13 protein-coding genes and 1 pseudogene are annotated in these 16302 nt (G+C 69.9%); 8 read left to right on the forward strand and 6 right to left on the reverse strand.

Annotated elements, in window-relative coordinates:
• Positions 1-434 precede the first annotated feature (434 nt).
• Positions 435-2705 (forward strand): ATP-dependent RecD-like DNA helicase, encoded by a 2271-nt coding sequence (locus ACFY1L_RS46090; RefSeq protein ID WP_388839534.1) that lies wholly within the window; start codon positions 435-437, stop codon positions 2703-2705.
• 232 nt (positions 2706-2937) lie between these two features.
• On the forward strand, positions 2938-4227 hold the full coding sequence (locus tag ACFY1L_RS46095) for a citrate synthase (RefSeq protein WP_388839537.1): 1290 nt from the start codon (positions 2938-2940) through the stop codon (positions 4225-4227).
• 622 nt (positions 4228-4849) lie between these two features.
• Here the strand turns inward: ACFY1L_RS46095 and ACFY1L_RS46100 are convergent.
• Both ACFY1L_RS46100 and ACFY1L_RS46105 read right to left on the reverse strand, forming a co-directional pair.
• Entirely contained in the window at positions 4850-7102 is a 2253-nt protein-coding gene (locus ACFY1L_RS46100; protein ID WP_388839539.1) for a heavy metal translocating P-type ATPase, read from the reverse strand.
• 20 nt (positions 7103-7122) lie between these two features.
• Entirely contained in the window at positions 7123-7362 is a 240-nt protein-coding gene (locus ACFY1L_RS46105; RefSeq protein WP_388839542.1) for a heavy-metal-associated domain-containing protein, read from the reverse strand.
• A 240-nt stretch (positions 7363-7602) separates the two neighbouring features.
• Here ACFY1L_RS46105 and ACFY1L_RS46110 point away from each other — a divergent pair, with 240 nt between their 5' ends.
• A complete protein-coding gene (locus ACFY1L_RS46110; RefSeq protein ID WP_388839584.1) occupies positions 7603-8646 on the forward strand; it encodes a zinc-dependent alcohol dehydrogenase family protein in 1044 nt (347 codons plus the stop codon).
• On the opposite strand, the gene ACFY1L_RS46115 is transcribed toward ACFY1L_RS46110, so the two are convergent.
• From ACFY1L_RS46115 to ACFY1L_RS46130, 4 genes are all read right to left on the reverse strand, one after another.
• Positions 8627-9193, reverse strand: coding sequence for a GNAT family N-acetyltransferase (locus ACFY1L_RS46115; protein WP_388839545.1), 567 nt, complete (start codon positions 9191-9193; stop codon positions 8627-8629). The genes ACFY1L_RS46110 and ACFY1L_RS46115 overlap by 20 nt on opposite strands.
• A gap of 66 nt (positions 9194-9259) precedes the next feature.
• Positions 9260-9460, reverse strand: a complete 201-nt coding sequence (locus tag ACFY1L_RS46120; RefSeq protein WP_356132995.1) for a MerR family transcriptional regulator — start codon at positions 9458-9460, stop codon at positions 9260-9262.
• Between the two features lie 391 nt (positions 9461-9851).
• Positions 9852-10730 carry a helix-turn-helix domain-containing protein gene (locus tag ACFY1L_RS46125; RefSeq protein ID WP_388839549.1) on the reverse strand — a complete coding sequence of 293 codons (879 nt, stop codon included), beginning with the start codon at positions 10728-10730 and terminating at the stop codon, positions 9852-9854.
• A gap of 125 nt (positions 10731-10855) precedes the next feature.
• Positions 10856-11773, reverse strand: a complete 918-nt coding sequence (locus tag ACFY1L_RS46130) for a sugar phosphate isomerase/epimerase family protein (RefSeq protein ID WP_388839552.1) — start codon at positions 11771-11773, stop codon at positions 10856-10858.
• 125 nt (positions 11774-11898) lie between these two features.
• On the opposite strand from ACFY1L_RS46130, the gene iolC reads away from it, so the two are divergent.
• From iolC to ACFY1L_RS46155, 5 genes and pseudogenes are all read left to right on the forward strand, one after another.
• On the forward strand, positions 11899-12849 hold the full coding sequence (iolC, locus tag ACFY1L_RS46135) for a 5-dehydro-2-deoxygluconokinase (RefSeq protein ID WP_388839556.1): 951 nt from the start codon (positions 11899-11901) through the stop codon (positions 12847-12849).
• 56 nt (positions 12850-12905) lie between these two features.
• Positions 12906-13826: a deoxyribose-phosphate aldolase gene (locus ACFY1L_RS46140; RefSeq protein ID WP_388839587.1), complete on the forward strand. Its 921-nt coding sequence runs from the start codon at positions 12906-12908 to the stop codon at positions 13824-13826.
• Positions 13709-14056, forward strand: a pseudogene (locus ACFY1L_RS46145) (5-deoxy-glucuronate isomerase); the annotation flags it as partial. The gene ACFY1L_RS46140 and the pseudogene ACFY1L_RS46145, both read left to right, overlap by 118 nt.
• A 49-nt stretch (positions 14057-14105) precedes the next feature.
• The gene (iolD, locus tag ACFY1L_RS46150) at positions 14106-15989 is read left to right on the forward strand and encodes a 3D-(3,5/4)-trihydroxycyclohexane-1,2-dione acylhydrolase (decyclizing) (RefSeq protein ID WP_388839559.1); all 1884 of its coding nucleotides are present in this window, start codon (positions 14106-14108) and stop codon (positions 15987-15989) included.
• Positions 15990-16003: 14 nt separating this feature from the next.
• The coding region (locus ACFY1L_RS46155) for an aldehyde dehydrogenase family protein (RefSeq protein WP_388839562.1) at positions 16004-16302 on the forward strand (299 nt) is incomplete at its 3' end.

Below are 16302 nucleotides of genomic sequence, written 5' to 3' on the forward strand. Positions count from 1 at the left end.
GTTCGTACCCAACACGTGAGGGAGCGAACGTGACCTCAGCGGCGCGGGACGCCATCCCGCATCGACGGCCTTACGGCTGGAGGGAGCCGATCTTGAAACTGATGGACTGGTTACGAGATCGGTGGAAGGAGCGAGTGCGACCACACCTCTCCTCGGAGAGGGTCTCGGCGGCCTGCGATGTGATCGTTCTGGTCGCCCTGGTGTGGAAGCTCTGGTCCTGACGGACGCGGGCCCCAGCTGACGAGTCAGCCAGGGCCCGCGAACACCGAACCAGGAGCCTCGTCCCTGAAGGTCCGCGGAGGCCACCGCGGAGGGGCGGGGCTTCTGGGTGCCGGGCCCGGCCGTCAGGCAGGCGTCGGGCCCGCAATGAGGCTAGCAAGGCGGGTGTTCGCGGCCCCACCGGTGCTGTCAGTCCCGGCCGGTACCGTCGGATCATGTCCAATCAGGCGGGGAACTCTGCGCAGTCGGGGGAGCGGCGACTGGCCGTCCTCGAAGGCGTCCTGGAGCGGATCACGTACGCCAACGAGGAAAACGGCTACACGGTCGCCCGTGTCGACACCGGCAGAGGAGCCGGCGATCTCCTCACGGTCGTCGGCGCGCTGCTCGGCGCCCAGGTGGGGGAGTCCCTGCGGATGGAGGGCCGTTGGGGCTCGCATCCGCAGTACGGCAAGCAGTTCACCGTCGAGAACTACACGACACTGCTCCCGGCCACCGTCCAGGGCATCCGGCGCTACCTCGGCTCGGGCCTCGTCAAGGGCATCGGACCCGTCTTCGCCGACCGCATCACCCAGCACTTCGGCCTGGACACCCTCCAGATCATCGAGGAGGAGCCGAAGCGCCTCATCGAGGTCCCCGGCCTCGGCCCGAAGCGCACGAAGAAGATCGCCGACGCTTGGGAGGAGCAGAAGGCGATCAAGGAGGTCATGCTCTTCCTCCAGACGGTGGAGGTGTCCACGTCCATCGCCGTGCGCATCTACAAGAAGTACGGCGACGCCTCGATCTCCGTCGTCAAGAACCAGCCGTACCGCCTCGCGTCCGACGTCTGGGGCATCGGCTTCCTCACCGCCGACAAGATCGCCCAGTCCGTCGGCATCCCGCACGACAGCCCGGAGCGCGTGAAGGCCGGCCTGCAGTACGCCCTGTCGCAGGCCACCGACCAGGGCAACTGCTACCTCCCCGAGGAGCGGCTGATCGCGGACGCGGTGAAGCTGCTGCAGGTCGACACCGGGCTCGTCATCGAGTGCCTCGCCGAGCTGGCCGCACCTCCCGAGGACGGCGAGGACCCCGGTGTCGTACGGGAGAAGGTGCCCGGCCCGGAGGGCGGCGCACCTGTCACCGCCGTCTACCTGGTCCCCTTCCACCGCGCCGAACTCTCCCTCGCCGCCCAGCTGTTGCGCCTCCTGCGCACCGACGAGGACCGCATGCCCGGCTTCCGCGACGTGGCCTGGGACAAGGCGCTGGCCTGGCTGAAGGACCGCACGGGTGCCGACCTCGCGCCGGAGCAGGAGGCCGCCGTCAAGCTGGCGCTGACCAAGAAGGTGGCTGTCCTGACCGGCGGCCCCGGCTGCGGCAAGTCCTTCACGGTCCGGTCGATCGTGGAGCTGGCCCGCGCCAAGAAGGCCAGGGTCGTGCTGGCCGCCCCCACCGGTCGCGCCGCCAAGCGCCTCGCCGAGCTCACCGGCGCCGAGGCCTCCACCGTCCACCGTCTGCTGGAGCTGAAGCCCGGCGGCGACGCGGCGTACGACAAGGACCGCCCGCTGGACGCGGACCTGGTGGTCGTGGACGAGGCCTCCATGCTGGATCTGCTGCTCGCCAACAAGCTGGTGAAGGCGGTCCCGCCGGGGGCGCATCTGTTGTTCGTGGGGGATGTCGACCAGTTGCCCAGCGTGGGCGCGGGTGAGGTGCTGCGTGACCTGCTCGCCGACGGCAGCCCGATCCCCGCCGTGCGCCTCACGCGCGTGTTCCGCCAGGCCCAGCAGTCGGGGGTGGTCACCAACGCGCACCGGATCAACGCCGGGCAGCACCCGGTCACCGACGGCATGAAGGACTTCTTCCTCTTCGTCGAGGACGACACCGAGGAGGCGGGCCGGCTCACCGTGGACGTGGCCGCCCGTCGTATTCCGGCCAAATTCGGCCTCGATCCACGCCGGGACGTCCAGGTGCTCGCGCCCATGCACAGGGGCCCCGCCGGCGCCGGCAACCTCAACGGCCTGCTCCAGCAGGCCATCACGCCCGGCCGCCCGGACCTGCCGGAGAAGCGGTTCGGCGGCCGGGTCTTCCGCGTCGGCGACAAGGTCACGCAGATTCGCAACAATTACGAGAAGGGAAAGAACGGTGTCTTCAACGGCACCGTGGGCGTTGTCACCTCACTCGACCCGGTCGACCAGCGCCTCACGGTGCTGACCGATGAGGACGAGGAGGTGCCCTACGAATTCGACGAACTCGACGAGCTGGCGCACGCCTACGCGGTGACCATTCACCGCTCCCAGGGGAGTGAATATCCGGCAGTGGTCATCCCGGTCACCACCGGCGCCTGGATGATGCTCCAGCGGAACCTGCTCTACACGGCGGTCACCCGCGCCAAGAAGCTGGTCGTCCTCGTCGGTTCGCGCAAGGCGATCGGCCAGGCGGTGCGCACGGTGTCGGCCGGACGGCGTTGCACTGCACTCGACTTCCGACTCTCACCGCGCCCCCTGGAGGCGTGAGGCGGAGGGTTGAGGCAGGGATCACAAAAAATGATCGATCAAATGAGTCGCGAAGGTCACAGAGCACTTCCGGATGGGGAATCAAGGGGGCAGGATGAGCAAGTTGGCGGCACTCAGTGCCGCCGATAGACCCGATGGTCGGCCCCGAGTGCACTCTCCTGAGCCAATTGGGGGAAGGTAGAGACAGTCAGGGCAACCTCGAAGATGAGGCACTACGTCGGTGAGGGAAGACGTGAGCGACAACTCTGTAGTACTGCGGTACGGCGACGGCGAGTACACCTACCCGGTGATCGACAGCACCGTCGGCGACAAGGGCTTCGACATCGGGAAGCTCCGCGCCCAGACCGGGCTGGTGACCCTGGACAGCGGTTACGGCAACACCGCCGCCTATAAATCCGCCGTCACCTACCTCGACGGCGAGGCGGGGATCCTCCGGTACCGCGGCTACCCGATCGAGCAGCTCGCCGAGCGCTCGACGTTCCTGGAGGTCGCCTACCTGCTGATCAACGGCGAGCTTCCGACCGTCGACGAGCTCTCCGTGTTCAAGAACGACATCACGCAGCACACCCTGCTGCACGAGGACGTCAAGAACTTCTACAAGGGCTTCCCGCGCGACGCCCACCCGATGGCCATGCTGTCGTCGGTCGTCTCCGCGCTGTCCACGTTCTACCAGGACAGCCACAACCCCTTCGACGAGAAGCAGCGCAACCTCTCGACGATCCGTCTGCTCGCCAAGCTTCCGACGATCGCGGCGTACGCGTACAAGAAGTCGATCGGTCACCCGTTCGTCTACCCGCGCAACGACCTCGGCTACGTCGAGAACTTCCTCCGCATGACCTTCTCGGTCCCGGCGCAGGAGTACGACCTCGACCCGGTCGTCGTCTCGGCCCTGGACAAGCTCCTCATCCTGCACGCCGACCACGAGCAGAACTGTTCGACGTCGACGGTCCGCCTGGTGGGCTCGTCGCAGGCGAACATGTTCGCGTCGATCTCGGCCGGCATCAACGCGCTCTGGGGCCCGCTGCACGGCGGTGCCAACCAGTCCGTCCTGGAGATGCTCGAGGGCATCCAGGCCAACGGCGGCGACGTCGACTCCTTCATCAGCAAGGTGAAGAACAAGGAGGACGGCGTCCGCCTGATGGGCTTCGGCCACCGGGTGTACAAGTCCTTCGACCCGCGCGCCAAGATCATCAAGGCGGCGGCGCACGACGTCCTCTCGGCCCTCGGCAAGTCCGACGAGCTGCTGGACATCGCGCTCAAGCTGGAGGAGCACGCGCTCTCCGACGACTACTTCGTCTCGCGCAACCTCTACCCGAACGTCGACTTCTACACCGGCCTGATCTACCGCGCCATGGGCTTCCCGACCGAGATGTTCACGGTCCTGTTCGCCCTCGGCCGCCTCCCGGGCTGGATCGCCCAGTGGCACGAGATGATCAAGGAGCCCGGCTCCCGCATCGGCCGCCCCCGCCAGATCTACACGGGCGTGGTCGAGCGCGACTTCGTGCCGGTCGAAGAGCGCTGAGCGTCGTGGACGTACGGCCGTAGCGACGCTGCGGCCGTAAGGCCCCGCAGTGGGCCGTGGAGCACAAACAGAAGGCGCCCTGGCGCCGGTCCCCCCACGGGCCGACGTCCAGGGCGCCTTCCCATGTCCCGGTGCGGATTCCCCCCACGGGATCCGGCCGGGCGTTTGAGAGAGCAGCGCCTGAATCGCTGTCTTTCGGTGTTGCTGTTGTACTGCCGTTTGAGCAGAAGGAGCAAAAGTCGCCGTACTACTCCTGTGTGCGGTCTGCCGGGACAACGCACGCTCGAGAGGGCCGCTCAAAGCTTCCCGAAGTACGTGCCCCGGCAACGCAACTCTGAGGAAGTCCCCCAAGACATCCTCAGATGCCAGGTGACGCCCCCCAAGACGCTGCCTGACATCGTCAACTTAGACCTTCGAACCCCTTCGATGGTTACGTTCACATCACTGTGATCTGCGTCTCTTGCATATGTCCGTTAGATGCGCAAGAGCCCCGATACGTCGATCGAGGCTCAAGCGTAAGGATGATGCGCGAGCCTTGTGAAGAGCTTATGTGAGGCTGGCGCCGGACTCCAGAGGTGCTTTCACCTCTACTTCGCCTAACCGCCGGTAACTTCGCCGCAGTTCAGCGGAATGTCCGCAGCCGAAGGCTGTTCGTGACCACGAAGACGGACGAGAAGGCCATCGCCGCCCCGGCGATCATCGGGTTCAGCAGTCCGGCGGCGGCCAGCGGCAGCGCGGCCACGTTGTACCCGAAGGCCCACACGAGGTTGCCCTTGATGGTCGACAGCGTCCGCCGGGACAGCCGGATCGCGTCCGCGGCCACCCGCAGATCCCCGCGCACCAGTGTCAGATCGCTCGCCTCGATCGCCGCGTCGGTGCCGGTCCCCATCGCCAGTCCCAGGTCGGCCGCGGCCAGCGCAGCCGCGTCGTTGACCCCGTCGCCGACCATCGCGACGCTCCGGCCCTCGCCCTGCAGCCGCCGTACGGCGTCGACCTTGTCCTCGGGCAGGACCTCCGCGATCACCTGCTCGATGCCGACGGAGTGCGCCACCGCCTCGGCCACCGCCCGGTTGTCCCCGGTCAGCAGTACGGGCGTGAGCCCCAGTGCGCGCAGTTCGCGCACGGCCTGAGCGCTGGTCTCCTTGACCGCGTCGGCGACGGTGACGACACCGCGTGCCACCCCGTCCCAGCCGACCACGACGGCCGTACGACCGCCCCGCTCGGCCTCCTCCTTGGCGCGGGCCAGCTCCGGCGGCAGCTCGGCGGCGTGCTCGGCGAGCCGCCCGACGGCCACTTCGCGGCCCTCCACCCGCCCGCGTACGCCCCGCCCGGGCACGTTCTCGAAGCCCTCGACCTCCGGGAGCCGTCCGACCCGCTCCTCGGCCCCCACGGCTACCGCCCGGGCGACGGGGTGCTCGGAGGCGTGCTCGACCGCGCCCGCGAGCCGCAGCACCTCCTCCTCGTCGGCGCCGTCGGCGACGTACACCTCCTGGAGGGCCATGCGTCCGGTGGTGACCGTTCCGGTCTTGTCGAGTACGACGGTGTCGACGCGGCGCGTGGATTCGAGGACCTCGGGGCCCTTGATGAGGATGCCGAGCTGCGCGCCGCGTCCCGTGCCGACCATCAGCGCGGTCGGCGTGGCCAGCCCCAGCGCGCACGGGCAGGCGATGATCAGGACCGCGACGGCCGCGGTGAACGCGGCGCTGGTGTCGCCCGTGACGCCGAGCCACGCCCCGAACGTGCCGAGCGCGATCGCGATGACGGCCGGTACGAAGACCGCCGAGATCCGGTCGGCCAGCCGCTGCACCTGTGCCTTGCCGTTCTGCGCGTCCTCCACCAGCTTCGCCATCCGCGCGAGCTGGGTGTCGGCGCCGATCCGGGTGGCCTCCACGACCAGCCGCCCGCCGGCGTTGACCGTGGCCCCGGTGACCGCATCGCCGGCGCTCACGTCCACCGGCACCGACTCGCCGGTCAGCATCGAGGCGTCCACCGCCGACGCGCCTTCGACGACGGTGCCGTCGGTCGCGACCTTCTCCCCGGGTCGTACGACGAAACGATCCCCCACGGCCAGTCGGGACACGGGTACACGGACCTCACGGCCGTCCCGCAGCACGGACACGTCCTTCGCGCCCAGCTCCATCAGCGCCCTGAGCGCCGCTCCCGCGCGCCGCTTGGAGCGGGCCTCCAGATAGCGGCCCAGCAGGATGAGCGCGACGACACCGGCGGCCACTTCGAGGTAGATCGTCGACGCGCCGTCCGTACGGGAGACGGTGAACCGGAACTCGTCGTGCATGCCCGGCATGCCCGCGTCGCCGAAGAACAGCGCCCACAGCGACCAGCCGAACGCGGCCAGCGTGCCGACCGACACCAGCGTGTCCATGGTGGCCGCGCCGTGCCGGGCGTTCGTCCAGGCGGCCTTGTGGAAGGGCAGTCCGCCCCAGACGACCGCCGGCGCGGCGAGGGTGAGCGCGAGCCACTGCCAGTTGTCGAACTGCAGGGCCGGGACCATCGACAGCAGTACTACGGGGAGAGCGAGCAGGGCGGAGACGGTGAACCGCTCGCGGGGGGCGGCGAGTTCGGGATCCTCCTCGGCGGCCGGCGTCTCGTCCTCGACGGGCTGCGGCGGCGGGGGCTGCTCGGCGGTGTACCCCGTCTTCACCACGGTGGTGATCAGGTCGGCGACCTGGATGCCGGCGGGGTAGGCGACCTTCGCCTTCCCCGTCGCGTAGTTCACCGTGGCGGTCACGCCGTCCATGCGGTTGAGCTTCTTCTCGACGCGGGCCGCGCAGGAGGCGCAGGTCATCCCGCCGATGAGCAGCTCGACGTCCGACGTGTCCGGGTCGGCTATCGGAATCTGGGTGGATGTGCTGGTCATGGCGGGCACCCGGGTACCGGTCAGTCCTGGGCGACGAGCTCGAAGCCCGCCTCGTCCACCGCGGCGCGCACCGCGGCCTCGTCGAGCGGGACGTCGGAGACGACGGTGACCTCGCCGGTCGCGGCGACCGCCTTGACCGAGCTGACACCGGGGATCTCGGAGATCTCGCCGGAGACGGAGCCCTCGCAGTGTCCGCAGCTCATGCCGCTCACCTTGTAGACGGCGGTGACGGTACCCGGGGTGCCGGTCTGGGCGGTCATGTGGTTCTCCTCGTCGAGGCGTGTGGGGCTGCGGGGGCCCACTGGGGCCCTCCACTTCTCTCACTATACCCCTAGGGGGTACCCATCCAAGGAGGTCGAGGGGCTGGGCGGCGCGAGTCGCGGCGGCGGGGGAGGGGCAGCGCCCCTTCAGGGGCGCGGGGCTGAATCGATTTGCGGCTCCGCCGCGGGGCGCGACCAGCCACGATGTACCCGCAGACGAAAACGGCGATGGGAGCACAGATGCGAGCGGTGGTCTTCGAGCAGTACAGCGAACCCGCTGAGGTACGTGAGCTCCCCGACCCCCGACCGGCCCGCCACGGAGTGGTGGTCCGCGTCGAAGCCACCGGCCTGTGCCGCAGCGACTGGCACGGTTGGCAGGGGCACGACCCCGACATCACCCTGCCCCACGTACCGGGCCACGAGCTGGCCGGTGTCGTGGAGGCGGTCGGCGACGGAGTGACCGCCTGGCGCCCCGGCGACCGCGTCACCGTGCCCTTCGTGTGCGCCTGCGGAACCTGCGGAGCATGCGCGGCCGGTGACCAGCAGGTGTGCGAGCGGCAGACGCAGCCCGGCTTCACGCACTGGGGCTCGTTCGCGCAGTACGTGGCGCTGGACCATGCCGACGTGAACCTGGTCGCGGTCCCGGACGACCTGTCCTACGCCACGGCCGCCTCCCTCGGCTGCCGGTTCGCGACGGCGTACCGCGCGGTGGTGCAGCAGGGCCGGGTGGCGGCGGGGGAGTGGGTCGCGGTGCACGGGTGCGGCGGGGTGGGCCTGTCCGCGGTGATGATCGCGGCGGCGTCGGGGGCGAGAGTGGTGGCCGTCGACGTGTCGCCCCAGGCCCTGGACCTGGCGCGGAAGTTCGGCGCGGTGGAGTGCGTGGACGCGGCGCGGACGCCGGACACGGCGGCGGCGGTCCTCGACCTGACCCGCGGCGGCGCCCATCTGTCCCTCGACGCCCTCGGTTCGCCCGTCACCTGCGCCGCCTCCGTGAACGGCCTGCGCCGCCGCGGCCGGCACGTCCAGGTGGGCCTGCTCCCCTCACCCACCGGTACGACCCCCGTCCCGATGGCCCGCGCGATCGCCCTGGAGCTCGAACTCCTCGGCAGCCACGGTATGGCCGCGCACACCTACCCGCCGGTGCTGGAGCTGGTGCGGGCGGGGGTACTGCGCCCCGACCTGCTCGTCACGTCCACGATCACCCTGGACGCGGCACCCACCGCGCTGGCTGCGATGGGGACGGCCCCGGGGGCGGGGGTGACGGTCATCGAGCCGTGGAGCTGAGGGCGGCCCACTCATGGTCGAGGATGGCCATGATCACCTCGTCCGCCCACTCGCCGTCCCTCGACTCGACCTCTCTGCGGACCCCTTCCACCACGAACCCGACCTTCTCGTAGACGCGTAGGGCGCGATGGTTGTGGCCGTAGGCCTCCAACTGGATCCGGTGGAGGCCGAGTTGTTCGAAGCCGTGGCCGACGATGAGCCGGGTGGCCTCGGTGCCGAGCCCGCGGTTCCGGCCGCGCGGGCCCATCAGGGTGCGGAAGGTACAGCTGCGGGCATCCGGATCCCACTCGTACAGGACGACTTCGCCGACGAGTTCGCCGGTGGCGCGGTCGGTGACGGCCAGGTCGAGGCGGTCGGGCTGATCGGCCCGGGAGCCGTACCAGGTGCGCAGCCGCTCCGGGGTGAGCTCGGTGGAGGGATCGCCGGTGAAGCGGCGGACCTCGGGGTCCTCGATGATCTCCCACATGGCGTCGGCGTCCGTCTCGGTGAACGGCCGTAGGACGGTCTTCTCGCCGGTGAGGAGGGGTTTCACGGAAAAGTTGCTCATCGGACGACTGTGCCCCACGGGGCAGGTGGGGCACAGGTGGTTTTTCAGGAGGTCGGACGCAGGAGATCAGTCGTCTCTACGACCGCGATTGCCGGGTCTGGAAGCCACCCAGGCCCGGACCGTGTCGGCGTACCAATAGGGTTTGCCGCCCTCGACGTGGTCGGGCGCGGGCAGCAGCCCGTGCTTGCGATAGGACCGCACGGTGTCCGGCTGCACCTTGATGTGCGCAGCGATCTCCTTGTACGACCAGAGGCGTCGGTCGGTCATGGGTTGCACCTCCCTGCGCGCACCGCGGGGGCGGCCGGAGGCGGCCGTCGGGGGAGCCGGGCGCTGCGCTGGCGATCACAAAGCCTGTGCCTCGTGAAACGAGGGGAGCGAGGGCAGGACAGGGCCTGTGAGCCGGGTGTGACGCAACACCCGCGAACGCGCTACATGTGTGACACACAGGGGGCGTTTGTGACAGGAGTGCTGCAATGGCGTGGGCGACCCGCAGGCGCGGCGCGTTGACATCACCGAAGCGGTTCTGGCACACGGGCGCCGGCGAGGTGGGCCGGACCCGCTGCGCCGGGCCCGGCCCACCGGCTCCCCCGCTTCCCCCATGGCGGGCGCGGTCGGAGATCTCCCCCCGGGATCAACCGGCCGGACGATTAGCGTGCATTCAGTGGACCCTGCCGGTCTTGGAAAAAACCGCACTTCGTGCGGACGTGAGCAAGAGGCTCGTCGCCTCCCCGGTCATCCGGTCGGCGGTCGGCACACCCGGCTGTGACACCGGCGGAATGACGCGGGCCATCGTGAACTCCCGCGGAGTGCACCCCGTCATCGCCCTGAACTCGCCGCTCAGATGGGCCTGGTCGTAGAACCCGCAGATCGCGGCGGTCTCCGCCTGGCCGCGGCCCTCCGCGAGCAGCCGCCGGGCCCGCTGCAGCCGCAGCACCCGCGCCGCGACCTTCGGGCCGAGCCCGATCTGCTCCCGGAAGCGGTTCTCCAGGTGCCGTACGCTCCAACCCACTTCATCGGCGAGCGACCGCACCGGCACCGCACCCCACGTCCGCACCAGCTCCGACCAGGCCCGTACGACCCGCGCCGAACTCGGCGTCCCGGCGGCCGACCAGCGCACCAACACGTCGTCGAGAAACCCGAACCGCTCCTCCCAGGTGGGCAACGAGGCCAGCGCGGCGGAGAGTTCGCGAACGGTGTTCCTACGGTCGCCCACCCGCCGCGTGGCCAGGGCGTGCGGAAGATCGTCGGGATCGACGGTGTGGTCGATGAGTTCGTACAGCGGAGTCCCGAAGAGAGTGAACGACGCCCACGGCGCCATCAACACCTCGATCCCCGACAACCGCCCACTGTGCTCCCCGACGGCCGGCGTGGTCGTCGGCCCGGCGTACACGGACACGAGGGTGACCGGATCCCGACCGGCACGGGAGACACGTACGGGCTGCTCAAACCCGAGGAGCAGGGTCGCGGCCCCGATGGGCGCCTCGAGCCGGCGCCGAGGCCGGTCGAGGTTGAGCCGTATCCCGCGATAACTGATCACCCCGGGCCGCAGCCGAGGATGGGGCCGAGCAAGAACGGTCTCCCACGACCCCAAGGGCCCCTGCCCCGACCGGACATGCACGGCACTTGTCATCCACCCATGCTGCAACGTCCCAGCAGGCGCTGCTACGCCCCGCAAGACCTCAAAAACGCCCGGGTCCGCTGAGCAATGGGCAACGGCTTGTCCGGCGCGCACGGATACATGTCCTGCTCGACAATCGCGAACAGATCCACGTCCAACTTCCCCGCGGCCTCCAGGACGGGGCCGAGCGCAGGCACACCCGCCGGCGGCTCGCACATCACACCGCGCGCGACAGCCGGCCCGAACGGCACCTGGTTCGCCCGCACGTCCGCCAGGATCTCCGGATCCACCTGCTTGAGATGCAGGTACCCGATCCGCTCCCCGTACGTCTCGATGAGCTTGACGCTGTCCCCACCGCAGTACGCGTAGTGCCCCGTGTCCAGACACAGCGACACCAGATCGGAGTCGGTCCCGTCGAGGAACCGTACGACGTTCTCCTCGCTGTCGATGTGGGTGTCGGCGTGCGGGTGGACCACGATCTGCAGCCCGTACCGCTCCCGCACCTCCCGCCCCAGCCGCTCGGTCAGCGAGGTCAGATTCCGCCACTGCTCCGGCGTCAGCGTGTCCGGCTCCAGCACCTCGCCGGTCTTGTCGTCCCGCCAGAACGACGGAATAACGACCAGGTGCCGGGCGCCCATGGCCTGCGCAAGCACCGCGTTGTCGGCGACGTGCGCCCAGGTCTTCTCCCAGACGGCCTCACCGTGATGCAGCCCCGTGAAGACGGTCCCCGCGGACACCTTCAGCCCCCGCCGGTCCACCTCCTCGGTGAGCACCGCCGGATCGGTCGGCAGATACCCGTAAGGACCCAGCTCGATCCACTCGTAGCCGGACTGCGCGACCTCGTCGAGGAACCGCTGCCAGGGGACCTGCTGCGGATCGTCGGGGAACCACACACCCCACGAGTCGGGAGCCGACCCGATCCGGATGCGGGAGAGTGAGGACTGAGGAGACAACGACGTCATGGCGGTCAGCTTCAGCGCGAGCAGCAAGCGCTGTCAAGGTCTCGTCCGAATGTCTGGACAAAACATTGACAGGGCCGAGCACCCGGGACTACAAACGCGGGGAGAGCCGTGACGAAGGGATGCCGATGGCGTACGACCTGATCACCATGGGGCGGATCGGAGTGGACCTGTATCCGCTCCAGACCGGCGTCCCGCTGCCGCAGGTGACGTCCTTCGGCAAGTTCCTCGGCGGCTCGGCGACGAACGTCGCGGTCGCCGCGGCCCGCCTCGGACGCCGCACGGCCGTGATCACGCGCACCGGCGACGACCCCTTCGGCGCCTACCTCCACGAGGCCCTGCGGGGCTTCGGCGTGGACGACCGCTGGGTCACCCCGGTCCCGGGCCTGCCCACCCCGGTCACGTTCTGCGAGGTCTTCCCGCCGGACGACTTCCCGCTGTACTTCTACCGGCAGCCCAAGGCCCCCGACCTGGAGATAGACGCCCACGAGCTCGACCTCGACGCCATCCGGGACGCCCGGGTCTTCTGGGTCACCGGCACCGGCCTGAGCGAGGAGCCCAGCCGTACGGCGACGCTGGCGGCCCTCGCCCACCGCGCCAAGTCCGGTGCGACGGTCTTCGACCTCGACTGGCGCCCCATGTTCTGGAGCGATCCGGAGGCGGCCCGCCCCTTCTACAAGGAGGCCCTGCGCCACACCACCGTCGCGGTCGGCAACCTCGACGAGGTGGAGGTCGCCACCGGGGTGCGCGAACCGCAGGCCGCCGCGCAGGCGTTGCTGGACGCCGGTGTCGAGATCGCCGTCGTCAAGCAGGGCCCCAAGGGCGTCCTCGCCGTCAGCAGCAAGGGCGATTCCGCCGAGGTCCCCCCGCTCCCGGTGAACGTCCTGAACGGCCTCGGAGCAGGCGACGCCTTCGGCGGCTCCCTCTGCAACGGTCTGCTGGAGGGCTGGGACCTGGAGACGATCATGCGGCACGGCAATGCGGCCGGTGCGATCGTCGCCTCCCGTCTGGAGTGCTCCTCCGCGATGCCGACCATCGACGAGATCGAGGCCGCCCTCAAGGCCGGAGCGGTGCTGTGAGCACGCGCAGGCGCCGCAAGGGCACGGACGAGACGGACGACACGGGCTGCCTGGGCATGACCGTGGTTCCGAGAAACGAGGCTCCACCGGTGTCCCCGACCGTCGACGTCTCCGAACTCGTCCGCCTGCGCGCCCACCGCCCCGAGGCGATAGCGGAGGCGGCCGCCCGTCGCACCCGCAGGCCGCTGCTGAACGACTCCGGCCGGCTGATGATCGTCGCCGCCGACCACCCGGCCCGCGGCGCCCTCGGTGTCGGCGACCGCAAGTTCGCCATGGCCAACCGCGCCGACCTGCTCGAACGCCTCTGCCTGGCCCTGTCCCGCCCCGGCGTCGACGGCGTCCTCGCCACCGCCGACATCCTCGACGACCTGCTGCTGCTCGGCGCCCTCGACGGCAAGGTCGTCATGGGGTCCATGAACCGCGGCGGTCTGCAGGGCGCCAGCTTCGAACTCGACGACCGCTTCACCGGCCACCGCGCCGAGGACATCGAGCGTCTCGGCTTCGACGCGGGCAAGCTGCTGCTGCGCATCGACTACGACGACCCGGGCTCCCTCACCACACTGGAGTCCACCGCCCGCGCCATCGACGACATGGCGGCCCGCAGGCTCCCGCTCTTCGTCGAGCCGTTCATCAGCCGCCGTACCGAAGAGGGCAGGCTGAAGAACGACCTGTCCGCCGAGGCCGTCACCAAGTCCATAGCCATCGCCTCCGGACTGGGCGGCACGTCGGCCTACACCTGGCTGAAGCTGCCGGTCACCGAGAACCCCGACGACATGGCCGAGGTCATGGAGACCTCCACGCTCCCGGCGGTCCTCCTCGGCGGCGAGGTCGGCGACGACCAGGACGGCGCGTACGAGAAGTGGCGCGGCGCCCTCCAACTCCCCACCGTGCGCGGCCTGGTGGTCGGCCGTTCGCTGCTGTACCCGGCGGACGGCGATGTGGCCGCCGCCGTGGACACCGCGGTAGGACTGCTGTGAGGGGCGGATGTACCGTGCAAACAGGCACCGAAACCACCACAGCCGAGTTCCAACTCCTGGGCAGGGAAAGCGTGTTCGCGTCGGCCACCGACTTCGCACATGCATCCCGGGACGCCCGGGTCCAGATCGCCTCCGGCGCGGGAAGCCGCTTCGCCCTGGCAGGAGCGAAGTGCGAGCGAAGACTCCCCGCCCGCTACGGCCCCGCGCCGGAGGTCCCCACGCGTGAACGCCGGTGGCAGCCGTTGCGTACCCGTGTCCATCGATGAAGGAGGGATGTCGATGACCTCGACGACGAGGCTCACGGTCGCGCAGGCCCTCGTACGCTTCCTCGCCGCCCAGTACACGGAGCGCGACGGCGTACGGCAGCGACTGATCGGCGCGACCTGGGGCATCTTCGGCCACGGCAACGTGGCGGGTGTCGGCCAGGCGCTCATCGAGTACGCGGACGAGATGCCGTACCACCAAGGTCGTAATGAACAGGCCATGGTGCACGCGGCGGTCGGCTATGCGAGGCAGTCCAACCGGCTGTCCACGCACGCCGTGACGACCTCCATCGGCCCGGGCGCGACCAACCTCGTCACCGGTGCCGCACTGGCCACGGTCAACCACCTCCCGGTCCTGCTCCTCCCCGGCGACGTGTTCGCCACCCGCCCCGCCGACCCGGTCCTCCAGCAGCTCGAAGTCCCGTACGCCGGCGATGTGTCCGTCAACGACAGCCTGCGCCCGGTGTCGAAGTACTTCGACCGCATCACGCGCCCCGAGGCACTCGTCCCGTCGGCGCTGAACGCCATGCGCGTGCTCACCGACCCCGTCGAGACCGGCGCCGTGACTCTGGCTCTCCCGCAGGATGTTCAGGCCGAGGCCCACGACTGGCCGGACGAGTTCTTCGCCGAGCGCACCTGGGTCGTACGACGCCCGGGTGCCGACCCGACCGAACTCGCCGAGGCCGTTAGGGCGATCCGGGACGCACGCAGGCCGCTGGTGATCGCGGGCGGCGGCGTCCACCACAGCCGGGCCGAGGAGGCCCTCGCCGAGTTCGCGGAGAGCACCGGGATACCGGTCGCCTCCACCCAGGCCGGCAAGGGCTCTCTGCGGTACGACCATCCCCAGGACGTCGGGGGAGTGGGCCACACCGGCACGGCGACCGCCGACGAACTCGCCCGCACCGCCGACCTGGTGATCGGTGTCGGCACGCGGTACACCGACTTCACCACCGCTTCCGGCACCCTCTTCACCGGCCGGGGCGTCCGCTTCCTCAACCTCAACATCGCGTCCTTCGACGGCCACAAGCTCGCCGGGATGCCGCTGATCGCGGACGCCCGCAGCGGTCTGCAGGAGCTGACGGCGGCGCTGGACACGCACGCGTTCCGGGTCGGGGCTTCGTACGTCACCGAGTACACCGAGGACAAGGAGCGCTGGGAGCAGCGCGTCGACGCCTGCTACGAGGCCGACGAGCCGGACGTACGGCCGACGCAGCCGCAGGTCCTGGGCGCGCTCGACGCTCTGGTGGACGAGTCGGACGTGATCATCAACGCGGCCGGCTCCCTCCCGGGCGACCTGCACAAGATGTGGCGGGCGCGCTCGCGGGACCAGTACCACCTGGAGTACGGCTACTCCTGCATGGGCTACGAGATCCCGGCCGCGATCGGCGTGAAGATGGCCGCCCCCGAGCGGCCGGTCTGGGCGCTGGTCGGCGACGGCACGTATCTGATGATGCCGACGGAGATCGTGACCGCCGTGCAGGAGGGCATCGCGATCAAGGTGCTGCTCGTGCAGAACCACGGGTACGCGTCCATCGGCGGTCTGTCGGAGTCGGTGGGCGGCGAGCGGTTCGGCACGGCCTACCGCTTCCAGTCGGACGACGGCACGTACACGGGGGCGCCGCTGCCCGTGGATCTCGCCGCGAACGCCGCCAGCCTGGGCATGCGCGTGTTGCGCGCGAAGACCGTGAGCGACCTGCGGGACGCTCTCGCCGAGGCCCGCGCCGCCGACACACCCACATGTGTCTACGTCGAGACCGAAACGGCCGACACTGTGTCGGGCCCGCCGCCGGCGCAGGCCTGGTGGGATGTACCCGTGGCCGAGACCGCGACCCGACCGTCGGCGGTGAAGGCCCGTGAGCTGTACGAACGGCACGTCTCGACCCGACGCCGCCATCTGTGAAGGAGTAACTGGGCATGACGAAGATCGTCAACCACTGGATCGGCGGCAAGACCGCCGAGGGCACGTCGGGTAACTACGGCCCGGTCACCGACCCGGCGACCGGCGCCGTGACGACGAAGGTCGCGTTCGCCTCGGTCGACGAGGTGGACGCCGCGGTCGCCGCCGCCAAGGACGCCTTCGCGACCTGGGGCACCTCTTCGCTCGCCAAGCGGACCACGATCCTGTTCAAGTTCCGGGCGCTGCTCGAGGCGAACCGCGACGCGATCGCCGAGCTGATCACCGCCGAGCACGGCAAGGTGCACAGCGACGCGCT

The sequence above is a fragment of the Streptomyces sp. NPDC001663 genome (assembly GCF_042893105.1).
Taxonomy (GTDB): domain Bacteria; phylum Actinomycetota; class Actinomycetes; order Streptomycetales; family Streptomycetaceae; genus Streptomyces.

What these genes read in the sequence shown, in the direction of transcription:
- ACFY1L_RS46140 (WP_388839587.1), top strand. Translation starts at nt 12,906, where the DNA reads ATGACCGTGGTTCCGAGAAACGAGGCTCCACCGGTGTCCCCGACCGTC.
- ACFY1L_RS46105 (WP_388839542.1), bottom strand. Translation starts at nt 7,362, where the DNA reads ATGACCGCCCAGACCGGCACCCCGGGTACCGTCACCGCCGTCTACAAG.
- iolD (WP_388839559.1), top strand. Translation starts at nt 14,106, where the DNA reads ATGACCTCGACGACGAGGCTCACGGTCGCGCAGGCCCTCGTACGCTTC.
- ACFY1L_RS46120 (WP_356132995.1), bottom strand. Translation starts at nt 9,460, where the DNA reads ATGACCGACCGACGCCTCTGGTCGTACAAGGAGATCGCTGCGCACATC.
- ACFY1L_RS46100 (WP_388839539.1), bottom strand. Translation starts at nt 7,102, where the DNA reads ATGACCAGCACATCCACCCAGATTCCGATAGCCGACCCGGACACGTCG.
- ACFY1L_RS46115 (WP_388839545.1), bottom strand. Translation starts at nt 9,193, where the DNA reads ATGAGCAACTTTTCCGTGAAACCCCTCCTCACCGGCGAGAAGACCGTC.
- ACFY1L_RS46090 (WP_388839534.1), top strand. Translation starts at nt 435, where the DNA reads ATGTCCAATCAGGCGGGGAACTCTGCGCAGTCGGGGGAGCGGCGACTG.
- iolC (WP_388839556.1), top strand. Translation starts at nt 11,899, where the DNA reads ATGGCGTACGACCTGATCACCATGGGGCGGATCGGAGTGGACCTGTAT.
- ACFY1L_RS46110 (WP_388839584.1), top strand. Translation starts at nt 7,603, where the DNA reads ATGCGAGCGGTGGTCTTCGAGCAGTACAGCGAACCCGCTGAGGTACGT.
- ACFY1L_RS46130 (WP_388839552.1), bottom strand. Translation starts at nt 11,773, where the DNA reads ATGACGTCGTTGTCTCCTCAGTCCTCACTCTCCCGCATCCGGATCGGG.